Source organism: Streptomyces sp. NPDC001480 (assembly GCF_042894725.1).
GTDB lineage: Bacteria > Actinomycetota > Actinomycetes > Streptomycetales > Streptomycetaceae > Streptomyces.
Window position 1 is genome coordinate 374,958 of record NZ_JBIAVX010000004.1, and the last position, 15,893, is coordinate 390,850.

Below are 15,893 nucleotides of genomic sequence, written 5' to 3' on the forward strand. Positions count from 1 at the left end.
TCAGCTCTTCACCAGCAGGCCGCGGCTGCGCAGCACCCACCGCTCCAGCGGGCTGAAGATCAGCAGGTCGATGGCTATACCGACGAACAGGATGAGCAGGATGGCGAGGAAGACCGTCGCCATGCTGCTGTTGGTGCGGCCCACCTCCAGCAGCTGGCCGAGACCCATGCCCATGTCCGGCGACTGGGCGATGATCTCGGCGGCCATCAGCGAACGCCACGAGAAGGCCCAGCCCTGCTTCAGCCCGGCGACATAACCGGGCAGCGCCGCCGGCATCACGATGTGCCAGGTGCCGCGCAGCCCCGTCGCGCCCAGCGTGCGGCCCGCGCGCAGGAACAGCGGGGGCACCTGGTCCACGCCGGAGACCAGACCGTTGGCGATCGAGGGGACGGCACCGAGCAGGATCACGGTGAACATCACCGAGTTGTCCAGGCCCAGCCAGATCACCGCCGGCGCGACCCAGGCGACCGAGGGCAGTGACTGGAGACCGGACAGGATCGGGCCGAACGCCGCACGCACGAACTTCACCCGCGCCACCAGCAGGCCCAGCGGCGTGCCGATGACCAGCGCGAGCAGGAAGCCCAGCAGACCGCGCGAGACGCTGCCCCAGATGTAGTCGAGCAGGGTCCCCTTGACCCACTGGTCCTCCACCTCGGCCCACACGTCGCCGGGAGAAGGCAGCTTCGACGGGTTGTCGACGGCCGGGTAGAGGAGCGTCCAGGCCACCAGCACCACCGCGATGGCGATGATGGGCGGAAGGATCTTGTTCTTGAGGGTCTGGCTGAAGGGCGTACGGCCGGCGGCCGTGGTCTCCAGCGCGTCGAGGCCCGCCTCGACGCTCCCGGCGTCCTGGGCCGGTGTCGTCTCAGTGCTGGCCATGGCGGCGGATCTCCCCACGCAGTACATCGGTTATCTCGAGGGACAGTTCGGCCACGGGCGCGTCCTCGATGCGACGCGGCTGCGGGATGTCGACCGACCAGTCCCGGGCGATGCGTCCCGGGCGGGACGACAGCAGGATGACGCGCTGCGCGAGCCGTACCGCCTCGCGCACGTTGTGCGTGACGAAGAGGACGGACACGCCCGTCTCCGCCCAGATCCGCGTCAGTTCGTCGTGCAGCACGTCCCGCGTGATGGCGTCCAGCGCCGCGAACGGCTCGTCCATCAGCAGCAGGTTGCTCTCCTGGGCGAGCGCCCGGGCCAGGGCCACACGCTGGCGCATACCGCCCGACAGCTCGTGGACGCGCTTGCCGTACGCGCCCTTCAGCCGGACGAGTTCGAGCAGCTCGTCGGCCTTGCCGCGCCGCTCGTTCTTCGGAACCCCCCTGAGCTTGAGGGCCAGTTCGATGTTCTTGCCCGCGGTCAGCCACGGGAAGAGCGCGTGCTCCTGGAACATCAGGGCCGGCCGGCCGTCCGTCGCGATGGAGCCGACGGTCGGCTTGTCCAGCCCCGCCACCAGGTTCAGCAGTGTGGACTTGCCGCAGCCCGAGGCCCCCAGGAGGGTGACGAACTCGCCCGGCGCGACATCGAGGCTGATGTCGTCCAGGACGAGCTGCTGCCCGCCCGGCCCTGCGAAGGACTTCGAGACATGCTCAAGGCGAGCGGCGTACTCCACCGACTCTTCGGCCTTGGCGAGGGTCGTTGCCATGGTCGCCACCTCCTGGGAACTCGGGTCGTCGATCAGCTGGCGCCGAGACCGGCGTCGTCCACCGTGCTCTCGCCCTCGGCCTTGAGGACCTTGTTGAGGAGGGTGAGGTCGTAGATCCCCTTCAGGTTCGACTTGTCCAGCAGGCCGGCCTTGACCGCGTGCTCCGCCTCGGTGTCGAGGGTGGAGGCCAGCGGGTCGTTGGTGAACTGGATCGACTTCCACGCCGGGTCGATGACGGCCGCCGGCAGCGCCTTGCCGGAGTCCGCCTCCAGCCGCTTGTTCGCCGTGGCCTTGGCCTCGTCGGGGTTGGCGTTGATCCACTTGTTGGCCTCGACCGAGGCCTTCAGCACGGCCTCGACGGCCTTCGGGTGCTTCTTGAGGAAGTCCTGCCGCACGATGATGTTCGTGATCACGAACTTCTTGTCCGGCCACAGCGTCGACTCGTCGAGCAGTACCTTGCCGCCCTCGGCGACCAGCTTGGACGCGGTCGGCTCCGGCACCCAGGCACCGTCGATGGCACCGGACTTGTAGGCGTCCGGAGTGATCTTGTTGTCGGTGCGGACCACCGACACATCGCCCTTCCCGGTGTTCGCGTCGACCTTCCAGCCCTGGTCGGCGATCCAGTTGAGGAACGCCACGTCCTGCGTGTTGCCGAGCTGCGGGGTGGCGATCTTCTTGCCCTTGACGTCCTTCAGGGACTTGATCTTCTTGGGGTTGACGACGAGCTTCACGCCGCCGGAGGCCGAACCGCCGATGATCTTCAGGCCCTTGCCGCTGGACTTGACGTAACCGTTGATCGCCGGGGACGGGCCGATCCAGCCGATGTCGATGGAGCCCGAGTTCAGCGCCTCGATCTCGGAAGGACCGGCGTTGAAGATCTGGTAGCCCGCCTTGGTGGCGCCCAGTTCCTTCTGGAACAGGCCCTGCTGACGGGCGACGAGCGCGGTGCCGTGGGTCAGATTGCCGAAGTAGCCGATCTTGACGGAGCCGAGACCGTCGATCTTGGACGCCCCGGCGGCGACCTTCTCCTTGGCGTTGTCGGTCGTGGACTTGGACCCGTAGCCGCAAGCGGCGAGCGTGAGCAGGGGGAGCGCTGCCACCACGGCTGCGCCGCGGCGAAGAAACGTCGAACGGGGTGAGCGGTTGACAGGCACGGGAGGTTTTCCTCTCGGAGGCCCGGCGGTCACGGTCTCTCAGGTCGTGGCCGGGAGGTCGGCAGGTCTTCGTCGCTTCCGGGACGTCGGGTGGGGGGACGGGGCGCGCAAGCGGTGCGCGTACGTCAGCGCACACATCGCGCCACTCCGCCCTGCCCGCTGCCGAGGGCGCCGCTGCCGACACGGCCGCCCTCCTTCGCGAACGTCGAGTAGACGTCGGTCGTCCTCATGGTCAGAAGTCCCACCCGTCGTCCGCGGCCTCGTCCTTGACCGGCTCGGGGGACGCGAACGACTCGCCCACCATGCCCGCGGTGAGCGTGGTGCCGTCGCTGGGGTCGATCAGGATGAAGGAGCCGGTGCGCCGCGAGTCGGAGTAGGAGTCGACCGGCAGCGGCTCGGCGGTACGGATCTTCACCCGGCCGATGTCGTTGGCGACGAGGTGCCCCGGGTGCGGGTGCAGGGAGAGGTCGGCGAGCGTGAGCCGGGACGGGATGTCCTTGACGATCGCCTTGACCGTGCGGGTGCCGTGCTTGAGCAGCACCCGGTGGCCGACGGTCAGCGGGGCGTCGGCGACGTGGCAGACCGTGGCCTCGATGTCCTGGGTGGTCGCCGGGGCGTCCTTGGTCGGCACGATCAGGTCGCCGCGCGAGATGTCGATGTCGTCCTCCAGGAGGATCGTCACCGACTGGGTGGTCCAGGCGACGTCGACCGGCTCGCCGAGCAGGTCGATGCCGGAGATCCTCGAGGTACGGCCGGACGGCAGGACGGTGACCGCCTCGCCGACGCGGAACGAACCGGCGGCGATCTGGCCCGCGTAGCCCCGGTAGTCCGGGTGCTCGGCCGTCTGCGGCCGGATCACGTACTGCACGGGCAGCCGCGCGTGGCAGTGGCTCAGGTCGTGGCTGACCGGGACCGTCTCCAGGTGCTCCAGGAAGGTCGGCCCGCCGTACCAGTCCATGTTCGCGGACGGGTCCACCACGTTGTCGCCGGCCAGCGCCGAGATCGGGATCGCGGTGATCTCCGGGACGCCCAGTTCGAGCGCGTACGCCGTGAACTCCTCGGCGATGGCGGCGAAGACGGACTCCTGGTAGCCGACCAGGTCCATCTTGTTGACGGCGAGGACGACGTGCGGGACGCGCAGCAGCGCGGCGATCGCGGCGTGCCGGCGGGTCTGCTCGACGACGCCGTTGCGGGCGTCGACCAGGATCACCGTCAGTTCGGCGGTGGAGGCGCCGGTGACCATGTTGCGGGTGTACTGCACATGGCCGGGGGTGTCGGCGAGGATGAAGCGGCGCTTGGGCGTGGCGAAGTAGCGGTAGGCCACGTCGATGGTGATGCCCTGCTCGCGCTCGGCCCGCAGACCGTCCGTCAGCAGCGCAAGGTCGGGCGCGTCCTTGCCGCGGCTGCGGGAGGCGTGCTCGACGGCCTCCAGCTGGTCGGTGAGGACCGACTTGGAGTCGTGCAGCAGGCGGCCGACGAGGGTGGACTTGCCGTCGTCGACGGAGCCCGCGGTGGCGAACCGCAGCAGGGTGGTGGCCGAGAGAGCCTCGGTCGTCGTCGTGCTCATGCTTAGAAGTACCCCTCGCGCTTGCGGTCTTCCATCGCGGCCTCGGAGAGCTTGTCGTCGGCGCGGGTGGCGCCGCGCTCGGTCAGCCGGGACGCGGCGATCTCGGCGATGACGGCGTCCAGCGTCGTGGCGTCGGAGTCGACGGCGCCGGTGCAGGACATGTCGCCGACGGTGCGGTAGCGGACCAGCCGCTTCTCGACGGTCTCGCCGTCCTTGGGGCCGCCCCACTCGCCCGCCGTCAGCCACATGCCGCCCCGCTGGAAGACCTCACGCTCGTGCGCGAAGTAGATCTCGGGCAGCTCGATGCCCTCGCGGGCGATGTACTGCCAGACGTCCAGTTCCGTCCAGTTGCTGAGCGGGAAGACGCGGACGTGTTCGCCGGGCGCGTGCCGGCCGTTGTACAGGTTCCACAGCTCGGGGCGCTGCCGGCGCGGGTCCCACTGGGAGAACTCGTCGCGCAGCGAGAACACCCGCTCCTTCGCCCGGGCCTTCTCCTCGTCGCGGCGTCCGCCGCCGAAGACGGCGTCGAACCGCTCGCTCTGGATCTTCTCCGTGAGCGGCACCGTCTGGAGGGGGTTGCGGGTGCCGTCGGGGCGCTCCTTGAGCACACCGCGGTCGATGTAGTCCTGCACGGAGGCCACGTGGAGGCGCAGCCCGTGCCTCTCGACCGTCCGGTCCCGGTAGTCCAGCACCTCGGGGAAGTTGTGCCCGGTGTCCACGTGCAGCAGGGAGAACGGCACGCGGGCCGGCGCGAACGCCTTCAGCGCGAGGTGCAGCATGAGGATGGAGTCCTTGCCGCCGGAGAACAGGATCACCGGCTTCTCGAACTCGCCCGCCACCTCGCGGAAGATGTGCACCGCCTCGGACTCCAGCGCGTCCAGGTGGCTGAGGGCGTACGGGCTGTCGACGCCCCCCTCGGCCTTCACCGTGGTCGTCATGCCAGTCCCCTTTCGCTGAGCAGGGCGTACACGGAGGCCGCCGACTCAGGCACGCTCTGGTGCTGCGACTCGATGCGCAGGTCGGGCGACTCGGGCTCCTCGTAGGGGTCGTCGACGCCCGTGAGCCCCGTCAGCTCGCCCGCGGCCTGCTTGGCGTACAGCCCCTTCACATCGCGCACCGAGCAGACCTCGACCGGGGTCGCCACGTGCACCTCCAGGTACGCCGTGCCGTTCTCCTGGTGCCGCTTGCGTACCGCGTCCCGGCTGTCCGCGTACGGCGCGATGACCGGTACCAGCGCCTTGACGCCGTTGCGGGCCAGCAGTTCGGCGACGAAGCCGATGCGCTGCACGTTGGTGTGCCGGTCCTCGCGGCTGAAGCCGAGGCCCGCCGAGATGAACTCGCGGATCTCGTCGCCGTCGAGCACCTCGACGAGGTGGCCCTCCTCGCGCAGCCGGCCCGCCAGCTCGTGGGCGATGGTGGTCTTGCCGGCACTCGGCAGGCCCGTGAGCCAGACGGTGGCTCCGGTCGTCACGTGGGTCTCCAATGTCTGTGTCATGGTCAGCCGTGCAGCCCGCACTCGGTCTTGGCGCGGCCCGCCCAGCGGCCCGCGCGCGCGTCCTCGCCCTCGAGCACCCGGCGGGTGCAGGGCGCGCAGCCGATGGAGGGGTAGCCGTCCATAAGCAGCGGGTTGGTCAGTACGCCGTGTTCGGCGACGTAGGCGTCCACGTCGTCCTGCGTCCAGCGGGCGATCGGGGAGACCTTCACCTTCTGGCGCTTGTCGTCCCAGCCGACTACCGGGGTGTTCGCCCGGGTCGGGGACTCGTCGCGGCGCAGGCCGGTCGCCCAGGCCCGGTAGCCCTCGAGGCCCTCCTCCAGGGGCTGGACCTTGCGGAGCTTGCAGCACAGGTCGGGGTCGCGGTCGTGCAGCCTGGGGCCGTACTCGGCGTCCTGCTCGGCGACCGTCTGCTTCGGAGTGAGGGTGATGACGTTGACGTCCATCACGGCCTCGACCGCGTCGCGGGTGCCGATGGTCTCCGGGAAGTGGTAGCCCGTGTCGAGGAACACGACGTCCACGCCCTTTTGGACACGGGACGCCAGATGGGCGACCACCGCGTCCTCCATGGAGGACGTGACGCAGAAGCCCTTGCCGAAGGTGTCGACCGCCCACTGGAGGATCTCCAGCGCGGAGGCGTCCTCCAGCTCACGGCCCGCCTGCTCGGCGAGCGCCTTCAGTTCCTCGGTCGAACGTTCTTCCTGAGCCGTCGTCATGTCCGGTCATCCCCTCCGTTGTCGGCTCGCTGAAGCCCCCGGGCGAGCAGCCCGAGGAACTTCAGCTGGAATGCGCGGTTGCACGCCGCGCATTCCCAGGCGCCGTGACCGCTCTGAGGGGCTTCGCTGGGACGCAGGTCCTCGTCGCCGCAGTAGGGGCAGTAGAAGGGGGCGGCCCGCTCGCTCATGAGAGGGCCTCCTCGTCGGCACGGGCCGCCCAGACGGCGAACCGCTCGCCGTCCTCGCGCTCGGCCTGGAAGCGCTTGAGGACGCGCTCCACGTAGTCGGGGAGCTCCTCCGCGGTGACCTTCAGACCGCGCACCTTGCGGCCGAAGCCGGGCTCCAGGCCCAGCGCGCCGCCGAGGTGCACCTGGTAGCCCTCGACCTGGTTGCCGTCCTTGTCCAGGACCAGCTGGCCCTTGAGGCCGATGTCCGCCGTCTGGATGCGGGCGCAGGCGTTCGGGCAGCCGTTGAGGTTGATGGTGATCGGCTCGTCGAAGTCCGGGATCCGGCGCTCGAGTTCGTCGATCAGCTGCGAGCCGCGCTGCTTGGTCTCCACGATGGCGAGCTTGCAGAACTCGATACCGGTGCAGGCCATGGTGCCGCGCCGGAACGGGGACGGCCTGGCGCTGAGGTCCAGGGCCTCCAGACCCTCGACGAGCGAGTCGACCTGGTCCTCCTCGACATCGAGGACGATCATCTTCTGCTCGACGGTGGTGCGCACCCGGCCCGAGCCGTGGGCCTCGGCGAGGTCGGCGATCTTCGTGAGCGTGGCGCCGTCGACGCGTCCCACGCGCGGGGCGAAGCCGACGTAGAACCGGCCGTCCTTCTGCCGGTGCACGCCGATGTGGTCGCGCCACCGCTGGACGGGCTGCTCGGGAGCGGGCCCGTCGAGAAGCTTGCGGCCGCCCAGGTACTCCTCCTCCAGCACCTGCCGGAACTTCTCCGGGCCCCAGTCGGCCACGAGGAACTTCAGGCGGGCCCGGTTGCGCAGCCGGCGGTAGCCGTAGTCACGGAAGATCGACACGACGCCCTCGTAGACGTCCGGGACCTCGTCGATCGGCACCCAGGCGCCGAGCCGCACGCCGAGCTTGGGGTTGGTGGACAGACCGCCGCCGACCCACACGTCGAAGCCGGGGCCGTGCTCGGGGTGGCGCACGCCGACGAAGGCGACGTCGTTGATCTCGTGCACCACGTCCAGCACCGGCGACCCGGAGATGGCCGTCTTGAACTTCCGCGGGAGGTTCGAGTACGCCTTGTTGTTCAGGACCCGGCGCTTCATCTCCTCAAGCGCGGGGGTGCCGTCGATGATCTCGTCCTCGGCGATGCCCGCCACCGGGGAGCCGATCATCACACGGGGGGTGTCGCCGCAGGCGGTGACCGTGGACAGGCCCACGCCCTCCAGGCGTTCCCAGATCGTGGGCACGTCCTCGATCCGGATCCAGTGGTACTGGACGTTCTGCCGGTCGGTGATGTCCGCGGTGCCGCGCGCGAACTCCTGTGAGATCTCACCGATGACCCGCAGCTGCCGGGTGGTCAGCGCCCCGCCGTCGATACGGACGCGCAGCATGAAGTACTCGTCGTCCAGCTCCTCCGGCTCCAGGATCGCGGTCTTGCCGCCGTCGATCCCGGGCTTGCGCTGGGTGTACAGCCCCCACCAGCGCATACGCCCGCGCAGGTCGCTGGGGTCGATCGAGTCGAAGCCGCGCTTGGAGTAGATCGTCTCAATGCGTGTCCGCACATTGAGACCGTCGTCGTCCTTCTTGACCTGTTCGTTGCCGTTGAGCGGGGTGAAGTGACCCACGGCCCACTGACCCTCACCGCGGTGACGACTCACCTTGCGGCGGGGCGCGGAGGCGGCAGGGTTCTGCGGGGTGGCGGCCATGGTTGTTACGTCCTTCGGGACAGGCGGAAAGCGGCTCTGACCTGCGCGTATGGGCGCATACGGGCATACGTGCGCATCGTCGCGCAGGAGGAGAGGGAAGTCAGGACTGTCGGCGTCGCTGGAGCGGTCAGCTCGCCGGACAGATGGCGCTGGACATGCGGCCGAGGTCGACGTGCCGCCGACTCACCAAGGCAATCCCAGTTCCAGACATGACGGAAGCGTGTCATGCGGATCTCTGGCCAGTCCACCGTGATCCGCATGTTGGACACGCATGTCCCGAATGATGGACGCTGTGATCTGCGTCATGTGCCCTGCCTCATGGTCAGGCGCAGTGCGTCATGAGTGATCGACACCGGCCGCTACGCCCCCGGCCAGGGCCCCGGCGCCGGCACCTCCCGCTCCTCCTCCACCTTGGTGTCGAAGAGCCGGAAGCCGCGCCGCAGGTAGTTGTCCATGGCGAACTCGCCGTCCTTGCTGCACGTGTGCAGCCACACCCGCTTCGTCGGCGCCCGCCCGGGCCACCGGTCGGCCAGGTCCCACGCCCGGGCCGTGCCGTGGGCCAGCAGATGACCACCGATGCGCCTGCCGCGGAAGGCGGGGATCAGCCCGAAGTACGCGATCTCCACGACCCCCTCGTCCTGCGGGTCCAGTTCCACGTACCCGGCCGGGGTGCCCCGGTCGTAGGCCACCCACGTCTCCACGCCCGGCCGGTCCAGGAACTCCCGCCACCGGTCGTAGCTCCAGGTCAGCCGGTCGGTCCAGCGGATGTCGCCGCCGACCGAGGCGTACAGGAAACGGCTGAACTCGGGGGAGGGGACCTCGGAGCGGACGATCCGTACGTCGCCGTCGGGGGCGGCGGCCGGGAGGAGGTCCGCCGGGGACGTCTGCTCCAGGGACCAGGTGGTGACCATGACGCTGCTCATGGGGGTCAGAGAATCATCTATCCCAGGGACCTGTCGATCGAGGCCAGGGGCAGGGAGAACAGCATGCGGTCCGTGACCGACCACACCTCGCCCGTCGCCTGCGAGTAGGACAGGGACCCGGCGCCCTCCGCCCAGCAGTGGTGGGTGTCGTCCGAGCCGCAGTGTGCCGCCTTCGCGCCGTCGGTGTCCTGGCGCCAGAGCGTGCCGTGGCCGTCCAGATCCCCGGGCGGGTGCTGGACGTACCACGTGGACCGCTCCGAGCCGGCCTGACGGTACGACAGCACGCCGCGGATGCCGGCCGCCCCCGTCCGGTACGCCTCGACCGCGTCCACCCGGCCCAGCGGGTCCGCGGCGAGCAGGCCGCCGCGCGCCGGCTCCACGCTGAAGGCGTACCGCCACAGGCGGGCGCCCCGGTCGCCCCCGGCGGGGGTCCGTTCGCCGACGACCAGACTGTCGGGTGCCGACGCCCGGTCCAGGGAGAGGCTGCCCGGACACGGGGTGCCGCTCCGCGCGGCGGAGCAGTGTCCGGCCGGGAAGCGGTAGGAGCCCACGGCCGGCATCACGAAGCCGTAGCCGTCCGCCGACCAGCCCCCGGGCACCCGGCCGACCGCCGGACCGTCGACGGTGGTGCGCTGGATGCGGTTCACGTCGTAGACGTAGAGCGCCTCGGCCGCGCCCGTGCCCGCGGTGACGAGCAGTTTGTCCTGGTACCAGACCATGCCGGAGACGGGCGAGGTCAGGCCGCGGTAGTCGCGGCCCCCGTCGTCCGGGACGACCAGCAGCACCCAGCGGTAGACCGGGTGGCGCGGGTCGTCGGCGTCGACGAAGGCGACCCGGGCCAGGCCCCGCTCGGCGGCCGGCCCGGTCGTCGTGCTGTGCGTCCAGCCCGCGAGTATCACGCGGTGGGCGCCCCATATGCCGTCGTCGTCCGCGTCACCGGACGTGGTCACCGAGGCCGGCCGCCAGTCGGCGCCGGCGGTGCCGGTGGTGTCCGCCGGGTCCCAGCAGTACGCCGCCGTGGCCGCCGGGGCGACGGGCAGCGACTCCCGTTCCCCGGAGGTGCAGTCGGCGGCCTCGCGCAGGGTGCGGTCGGCGCTCTCGAGGACCGTGCCGACGCCGACCGGGCGGCCCATGGCCGAGGCGAGCCGGTCGAGCGAGCGGGCCGGCGTCATGCGCTCCTGGAGCCGCAGTACGCCGGTCTCGGCGGAGGTGGCCAGCGGCTTCAGGGCGCCCGGGTCGTCGGCGACCGTGGCCTGCGAGGCGCTGATCAGAGTGGCCGCCGCGGTGAGCGCGAGGGCGGTCCCGGCCAGGACCGCGCGGAGCGCCGCGCCCCGTCTGCGCCGACGGTGTCTGCCGCGTTGCTTCATGTCTCCTCCCGAGGCGGGCCAACTGCTCCTGATGGTCCGTGCGTTGACCGAGGAGCAGGTGGGGAGGCCCGTAACCGGATGCTACGGCAGTCGAGGGCGGCTCAGGTCGAAGACCTCGCAAATATGCGGAAGATGCACCCTCGGATGCGCCGAATATGCCAAATGAGGGTGCAGTTTGCCGCTTTTCAGGTCGTGGGTGACGATGTCCGGCCTGTGATCACCACAGGTGCCGTCGAGTGGGGCAGTAACCCGTGCGGGTCCTCGGGCAGCAGCACCTCGACCTCCGCCTCGTCGCAGAAACGATACGGCCGGTGTTGCAGGAACGCCCCGAGGTACCGCCGCACCCGCGACATCTCGGCCCGCACCGTCACCGTGCGGGACGGGTCGCCGAACAGGTCCGCGGCCAGCCCCGCGGCGCTGCGACCGGTGCGCCGCAGCGCCAGCACATACAGCAACTCGGCGTGCCGGGGACTCAGTTCCCGCGACCAGGAGCCCGCCTGCCCGGCGACCGTCACCGTCCAGCGGCGCGGCCGGGTGAGGTCCAGCACGATCCGCGCGGCGCCCGGCGCCGGCTGGTCGGACGCACGCACCAGCCAGCCCCCGGCCAGCGGCTCCACCGAGCACAGGCCGAGCACGGGCAGCCACCGGTGGCCCGCCGAGAGGGCCGTCGGCAGTCCCACGCGCGGGGTGTACGGCAGCCCCGTCACCGCGGCCGTCCAGCCGTCCCGGTCCACCACGACCGCCCGCCCGCCGACCCGGGCCAGCACCGGTGCCGCCTCGGCCCGCAGCCGCTCCAGCGAGGTCAGATGCAGCTCCCTCAGACGGGCCTCGGCGAGCTTGGCCACCGAGTCCACCCAGGCCAGCGTCGCGGGGTGCATCGTCTCCAGCGGGCCGCTTATGTCCACCACGCCCAGCAGCCGGCCGTCCCGGGGGTCGGTGACCGGGGCGCCGGTACAGGTCCAGGAGGTGTGCGAACGGACGAAGTGCTCGCCGGCGAAGACCTGGACGGGCCGGCGCACCACCGCCGAGGTGCCCACGCCGTTGGTGCCGACGACGTCCTCCCGCCAGTCGGCGCCCACTTCCAGGCCCAGGCCGCCGGCCTTGCGCAGCACGGCCGCACTGCCCTCGCGCCACAGCACCCGCCCGTCGGCGTCGGCGACCACCATGATGTGCCGGGCGACGTCCGCGACCGACAACAGCCCCTGCCGCAGCACCGGCAGGACCTGCCCGAGCGGCGACTCCTCCCGTCTGCGCCGCACTTCCTCGGCGGACAGCAGCCCGCCCTGGTAACCGCGGTCGGGATCGAGACCGCCCCGCAGCATGCGCCCCCAGGACTGCTCGATCACCGGGCGGGGCGCGAGGGGCGTGCGCCGGCCCGCGAGCGCGGCCGCGCGCACCTCGCTGAGCACCCGCGCCGCCCGCGTCACGTCCATGGCGGCGAGCCTCGCCACGTCCATCGACGAGTCGGTCAATGAGTCCTCCCGGGAGCGCGAGCAAGCGGTTGTCAAGCGGTCCGGGGCGGCGGTTTCCGGTCCGAGTGTGCGTCCCATGGTGCCCGTTGGGACGCCTCACGAACACACAGTCCGCGCACAGCCAACGACAAGTTGCAACCCCTTGCAACCCTGGTGAACGGACCGGCGGTGGCCGAAACTTGAGCAGCGTCGTCCAGGCGACGCCGTGGCCTGCAACGGGCCGTGGGCGGGGGTGGTGCCGTGTCGGCGCAGCACCACCCCCGCATAGGAATCCGCCGCGACCGCTTTCCAGCCGCCGGCCGCCTGCCGCCCTCAGGGCCTGCGTCACCTCCGCGACCAGGCGTGCGCCGTCCCGCACGCACGCTCGCCGCGTTACCGAACCACCCAGGGCTCCGCCACGAGGGCGCTCCGGCGCCTCGCGATCACACGCACCGACGACGCGCGCTGATCCGTCCGGGGAGGCGACACCGCCCCTCACGACACCGCACGGGCCCGTTCCACCACGGCGGCCGGATTCAGTCCGTACGGCAGGGTGCCGAAGGCCGTGCCCCGGTCGCCGCCCAGTCGGGAGGCGCAGAACGCGTCGGCGACCTCCGGTGGCGCGAACCGGACGGGCAGCGGCCCTTGGGGGACCAGGGGCGGCCGCTCTTCAGGACACGGGGCGGGCCCGTTCCACCACGGCGGCCAGATTCAGTCCGTACGGCAGGGTGCCGAAGGCCGTGCCCCAGTCGCCGCCCAGTCGGGAGGCGCAGAACGCGTCGGCGACCTCCGGTGGCGCGAACCGGACCAGCAGTGACCCCTGGAGGACGAGGGCCAGCCGCTCCACGAGCCGGCGGGCGCGTCCTTCCACGCCCTCCAGTTCGCCGAGTTCGGACAGCAGGTTCTTCACCGCCGCGTCCAGCCGGTGGTCGGCGCCGCGCGCCCGGCCGACCTCGATCAGATAGGCGTCGAGCGCGCCCTGCTCGCGTTGCAGCGCCCGCAGCACGTCCAGTGCCTGCACGTTGCCCGCGCCCTCCCAGATGGAGTTGAGCGGCGACTCGCGCACCAGCCGCGGCATGCCCCAGTCCTCGACGTAGCCGTTGCCGCCCAGGCACTCCGCGGCCTCCACCACCACCGGCGCACACCGCTTGGTCACCCAGTACTTGGCGGCGGGCACCGCCAGGCGCAGCAGCGCCCGCTCCCGCTCGCTCCCGTCGTCGTACGCGGCCGCGAGCCGCATCGCCAGCGCGGTGGCCGCCTCGGACTCCAGCGCGAGGTCCGCGAGGACGTTGCGCATCAACGGCTTGTCGATCAGCTTGCCGCCGAAGGCCTCCCGGTGGGCGGTGTGGTGCACGGCCTGCGCCACCGCCTGCCGCATCAGTCCCGCCGAGCCGAGCGCGCAGTCCAGCCGGGTCGCGGCGACCATCTCGATGATGGTCCGCACCCCGCGCCCCTCCTCGCCGACCCGGCGCGCCCAGGTCCCGTCGAACTCGACCTCACCGGAGGCGTTCGACCGGTTGCCCAGCTTGTCCTTGAGCCGCTGGAGGAGGAACACGTTGCGGCTGCCGTCCGGCAGGACCCGGGGCACCAGGAAGCAGGTCAGCCCGCCCGGGGCCTGGGCCAGTACCAGGAAGCCGTCCGACATCGGCGCCGAGCAGAACCACTTGTGCCCGGTCAGCGTGTACGTCCCCGCCTCGGCCAGCGGTGTCGCCGTCGTGGTGTTCGCCCGTACGTCGCTGCCGCCCTGCTTCTCGGTCATGCCCATCCCGAAGACCGCCCCGGCCTTGAGGTGGGCGGGCCTGAGCTCACGGTCGTAGATCGTGGAGGTCAGCCGGGGCTCCCACTCGGCGGCGAGTTCGGGGTCGGTGCGCAGCGCGGGCACCGCGGCGTGGGTCATCGACAGCGGGCAGCCGTTGCCCGCCTCGACCTGGGACCAGACCAGGAAGCCGGCCGCCCGCCGCACGTGCCCGGCCGGGCGGACCCATGCGGTGGTCAGCCCCGCCGAGACGCCCTTGCCGAGCAGCCGGTGCCAGGCCGGGTGGAACTCGACCTCGTCGACGCGGTGGCCGTAACGGTCGTGGGTGTGCAGTCGGGGCGGGTTCTCGTTGGCCAGCACCCCCCATTCCTGCACCTGCGCCGAGCCCGAGGTCTTGCCGAGCCCGGACAGCTCGTCGCGCACCTCGTCGATCAGCTCGGGATCGGTGTGCCGCTCGACCGCCTCAAAGAGGGCCCGGTCCGCGCTGAAGAGGTCGTACTCGACCAGCGGGGGCGGCTGGTTCGTCACGGTGTGCGTGCTGGTGCCTGCCATGTCAGCGAACCTACCCGGGGCGACGGCGGTGATGGCCCCAGAGTGACACAGGCAGGGTCGTCGGGCGCCTCCGGTCGGGGGCCGCCCCCGTACCGTCCCCGGGCCGCCGCCCCTACCGTCGCCCGCGAGATGAGTCGGATCGCCCCTGGCGGATACCTTTGGGTCGTGCAGCCAGCAAGTGAACCCCCCGAGCGGCCCGGCGGCCGGCTCCACCGTGCCAGAGCCCTCTACCGGAACGTCTCCAAGCGCAGGACCGCGTGGCTGCTGCTGAAGGACACCGTCAACTCGTGCATGGAGTACCGCATCCTGGGCCTGGCGGCCGAGGCGGCGTTCTTCACGCTGCTGTCCGTGCCGCCGCTGCTGCTGAGCCTGATCGGGCTGCTCGGCTACGTCGACGCCTGGACCGGCGCCGACACCATCCAGTCCCTGGAGAACAACCTCCTGGAGGCCTCCCGGACCGTCCTGTCCGACAGGGGCGTCAAGGAGATCGCCGAGCCCATCCTGAACGACGTGATGAAGGGGGGCCGCCCGGACGTCATCTCCATCGGCTTCGTGTTCGCCCTGTGGTCGGGCTCCCGCGCGGTGAACGTCTTCATCGACACGATCACCGTGATGTACGGCCTGGACGGGGTCCGGGGCATCGTGCGGACCCGGATCATGGCCTTCCTGCTGTTCATCGTGGCGCTGCTGATCGGCTCGGTGGCGCTGCCCCTGATGGTGGCGGGGCCGGACGCGGTGGTGCGGATCGTGCCGTGGTCGGAGACGTTGGTGCAGGTCCTGTACTGGCCGGTGGTGATCATTCTGTCGATCGCCTTCCTCACCACGCTCTACCACGTGTCCGTGCCCGTCCGCTCGCCGTGGATCGAGGACGTGCCCGGCGCCCTGGTCGCGCTGGCCATGTGGGTCCTGGGCAGCTTCCTGCTGCGCATCTACCTCACCCACACCATCGAGGGCGCCACGATCTACGGCTCGCTCGCCGCGGCCGTCGCGGTCCTGTTGTGGATCGGTGTGTCCGCGTTCGCCGTGCTGGTCGGGGCCGCCGTGAACGCGGCCATCGACCGGGTCTGGCCGGCCGCCGCAACGTCCGCCGCCCGAGCCGCCCAGGAGCGGCTGCGCGAGGTCCAGGTCGCCGAGTACGTCGCCCGGGCCGCCGCGGCCCGCGAGGTCGACCCGGACGACCCCGACATGCCGTCCGAGTTCCCCGAGCGCTGGTCCCGCTTCCTGCCCCCGGAGGACGTGACGGCGCGGCTCCGCGCCCATGTGAAGAGCCAGCACAATGTGAAGGACCGGCACAACGCGCACCACAAGCCGGGGGACGACAGGGAACGGCCGGAGAGCTGACGGGACGGCGCGCGCGGATCCGCCGGGCGCCGTCGGCGTAGCCT

The 15,893-nt window shown here is 71.1% G+C and carries 15 protein-coding genes; 1 reads left to right on the forward strand and 14 read right to left on the reverse strand.

Annotation, left to right across the window (positions count from 1 at the left end; all coding sequences use genetic code 11):
* The 14 genes from ACFY01_RS11995 to ACFY01_RS12060 form a co-directional block, all read right to left on the reverse strand.
* Positions 1-879, reverse strand: a complete 879-nt coding sequence (locus ACFY01_RS11995) for an ABC transporter permease (RefSeq protein WP_390735573.1) — start codon at positions 877-879, stop codon at positions 1-3.
* Entirely contained in the window at positions 866-1,645 is a 780-nt protein-coding gene (locus ACFY01_RS12000; protein WP_390735574.1) for an ABC transporter ATP-binding protein, read from the reverse strand. Before ACFY01_RS12000 ends, ACFY01_RS11995 begins: the two co-directional genes overlap by 14 nt.
* A 32-nt stretch (positions 1,646-1,677) precedes the next feature.
* A complete protein-coding gene (locus ACFY01_RS12005; protein ID WP_390735575.1) occupies positions 1,678-2,799 on the reverse strand; it encodes an aliphatic sulfonate ABC transporter substrate-binding protein in 1,122 nt (373 codons plus the stop codon).
* 232 nt (positions 2,800-3,031) lie between these two features.
* Complete coding sequence (locus ACFY01_RS12010; protein ID WP_390735576.1) at positions 3,032-4,366, reverse strand: sulfate adenylyltransferase subunit 1; 1,335 nt, start codon at positions 4,364-4,366, stop codon at positions 3,032-3,034.
* A 2-nt stretch (positions 4,367-4,368) separates the two neighbouring features.
* The gene (gene cysD / locus ACFY01_RS12015; protein WP_390735577.1) at positions 4,369-5,304 is read right to left on the reverse strand and encodes a sulfate adenylyltransferase subunit CysD; all 936 of its coding nucleotides are present in this window, start codon (positions 5,302-5,304) and stop codon (positions 4,369-4,371) included.
* The gene (cysC, locus tag ACFY01_RS12020; RefSeq protein WP_361451671.1) at positions 5,301-5,837 is read right to left on the reverse strand and encodes an adenylyl-sulfate kinase; all 537 of its coding nucleotides are present in this window, start codon (positions 5,835-5,837) and stop codon (positions 5,301-5,303) included. The genes cysD and cysC overlap by 4 nt, the downstream gene beginning before the upstream one ends.
* 26 nt (positions 5,838-5,863) lie before the next feature.
* Positions 5,864-6,574 (reverse strand): phosphoadenylyl-sulfate reductase, encoded by a 711-nt coding sequence (locus tag ACFY01_RS12025; protein WP_390735578.1) that lies wholly within the window; start codon positions 6,572-6,574, stop codon positions 5,864-5,866.
* On the reverse strand, positions 6,571-6,762 hold the full coding sequence (locus ACFY01_RS12030) for a hypothetical protein (RefSeq protein ID WP_390735579.1): 192 nt from the start codon (positions 6,760-6,762) through the stop codon (positions 6,571-6,573). Before ACFY01_RS12030 ends, ACFY01_RS12025 begins: the two co-directional genes overlap by 4 nt.
* Positions 6,759-8,459 carry a nitrite/sulfite reductase gene (locus ACFY01_RS12035; protein ID WP_390735580.1) on the reverse strand — a complete coding sequence of 567 codons (1,701 nt, stop codon included), beginning with the start codon at positions 8,457-8,459 and terminating at the stop codon, positions 6,759-6,761. The genes ACFY01_RS12030 and ACFY01_RS12035 overlap by 4 nt, the downstream gene beginning before the upstream one ends.
* A 127-nt stretch (positions 8,460-8,586) precedes the next feature.
* Positions 8,587-8,670: a putative leader peptide gene (locus ACFY01_RS12040; RefSeq protein WP_309486338.1), complete on the reverse strand. Its 84-nt coding sequence runs from the start codon at positions 8,668-8,670 to the stop codon at positions 8,587-8,589.
* 148 nt (positions 8,671-8,818) lie between these two features.
* Entirely contained in the window at positions 8,819-9,382 is a 564-nt protein-coding gene (locus ACFY01_RS12045) for a GNAT family N-acetyltransferase (protein ID WP_390735581.1), read from the reverse strand.
* Positions 9,383-9,399: 17 nt separating this feature from the next.
* The gene (locus ACFY01_RS12050) at positions 9,400-10,749 is read right to left on the reverse strand and encodes a hypothetical protein (RefSeq protein ID WP_390735582.1); all 1,350 of its coding nucleotides are present in this window, start codon (positions 10,747-10,749) and stop codon (positions 9,400-9,402) included.
* A gap of 185 nt (positions 10,750-10,934) precedes the next feature.
* Complete coding sequence (locus tag ACFY01_RS12055; RefSeq protein ID WP_390735751.1) at positions 10,935-12,206, reverse strand: GAF domain-containing protein; 1,272 nt, start codon at positions 12,204-12,206, stop codon at positions 10,935-10,937.
* 664 nt (positions 12,207-12,870) lie between these two features.
* Positions 12,871-14,508 (reverse strand): acyl-CoA dehydrogenase family protein, encoded by a 1,638-nt coding sequence (locus tag ACFY01_RS12060; protein ID WP_390735583.1) that lies wholly within the window; start codon positions 14,506-14,508, stop codon positions 12,871-12,873.
* 165 nt (positions 14,509-14,673) lie between these two features.
* Here ACFY01_RS12060 and ACFY01_RS12065 point away from each other — a divergent pair, with 165 nt between their 5' ends.
* Positions 14,674-15,849 (forward strand): YihY/virulence factor BrkB family protein, encoded by a 1,176-nt coding sequence (locus tag ACFY01_RS12065; protein ID WP_390735584.1) that lies wholly within the window; start codon positions 14,674-14,676, stop codon positions 15,847-15,849.
* Positions 15,850-15,893: the final 44 nt, after the last annotated feature.